A 1,272-nucleotide genomic window follows, 5' to 3' on the forward strand; every position below is an offset into this window, starting at 1 on the left:
CTTGTTTAATTAAGCTATCTTATATTCTTTTGCATTAGCTAAATTTATTGAAGCATTTAAATCTCTATCAATAGAAAGTCCACAACTGCATTTATAAACTCTATCAGATAGTTTTAAATCTTTTTTATATGCTCCACAACAACTACACATTTTACTACTAGGATAGAATCTATCAACTATCCTTATTTCAATATTGTTTTGCTTGGCTTTTGAAATAAGCTTACTTCTAAATTCATAAAACTTCTGCCCAGCAATTGCCTTTGCTAAATGCCTATTCTTCATCATTCCACTTACATTTAAATCTTCAATAGTTATAAAACTTGGTTTTTGTTTTATTAACTCATTCACTGTTTTATTTATGTAATCAGTTCTTATATTTGTAAGTCTTTGATGAAGTTTTTGTACCTTTACTATTTGTTTTTGGATATTTTGACGAGTAGCTTCTCCTTTCTCTTTTTTATTTCTTAATTTTAAACTTTCATATTTTCTTGAAAGTTTTCTTTGCTCACGTTTTAGTTTCTTGTCTGCTTTTTTAACTGTTTCAGTTTTGTTAATATTCTTTTTAGTTAAGCCATTATTACAAATTGCAAAATCTTTTAGTCCAAGGTCTACGCCTATTCCTTCTGAATAAGGTTTATTGTCTAAATTAATAGCTTCTTCAACTAAAATTGAAACAAAATATCTATCTGCTTTTTGACTTACTGTACCACTTTTAACTATAGAGTTAACTGGAATGTATCCAAATTCTTTTAATCTAACCCAACCTAAAGTTGGAACTTTAACTCTATGTCTTTCAATAGTCCAATCTGTTTTATTATTCTTTGGAAGGTAAGCTTTAACATCTTGATTTTTCTTTTTCTTAAATTTAGGAAAGCCGCTTTCCCCTTTAAAGAATTTCTTGAATGCTTTTTCTCCATTCATAATGGCTTGCTTAGTAGCTTTGGAAGACACTTCTTTAATCCACGCTTTGTCAGGATTATTAGGAATATATTTGTTATTAAGCCATTTAGAAAAATCCATACCACTAATAAATTTTTTCTCTTTTTCGTAAACTTCTTTATTATAAGCAATATAAAAATTGTATATGAACCTACTTACACCAATAGTTTTATGAATTTTAGTTATCTGTTCTTCTATTGGTTTAATTTCTATTTTGTATGCTTTTTTCAACTTCTTCATCTTCCTTTATTTTTTTCTTATATTTTCTTTATATTGTTCATAAGTATAATATCTCCTATTTGTTGGTGTTCTAAATACTTTTAATATTCCTTC

At 27.0% G+C, this 1,272-nt stretch carries 1 protein-coding gene; it reads right to left on the reverse strand.

All coding sequences use genetic code 11. From position 1 onward, the window contains the following. Window positions 1–9 precede the first annotated feature (9 nt). The gene (locus FGK85_RS15135) at window positions 10–1,179 is read right to left on the reverse strand and encodes an RNA-guided endonuclease InsQ/TnpB family protein (protein WP_171011459.1); all 1,170 of its coding nucleotides are present in this window, start codon (window positions 1,177–1,179) and stop codon (window positions 10–12) included. Window positions 1,180–1,272 lie beyond the last annotated feature (93 nt).

It is taken from the genome of Haloimpatiens lingqiaonensis (assembly GCF_901447495.1).
GTDB lineage: Bacteria > Bacillota > Clostridia > Clostridiales > Clostridiaceae > Haloimpatiens > Haloimpatiens lingqiaonensis.

Bases quoted from the DNA above. Each gene is read 5' to 3' on its own strand.
- FGK85_RS15135 (WP_171011459.1), bottom strand. From the start codon at position 1,179: ATGAAGAAGTTGAAAAAAGCATACAAAATAGAAATTAAACCAATAGAA.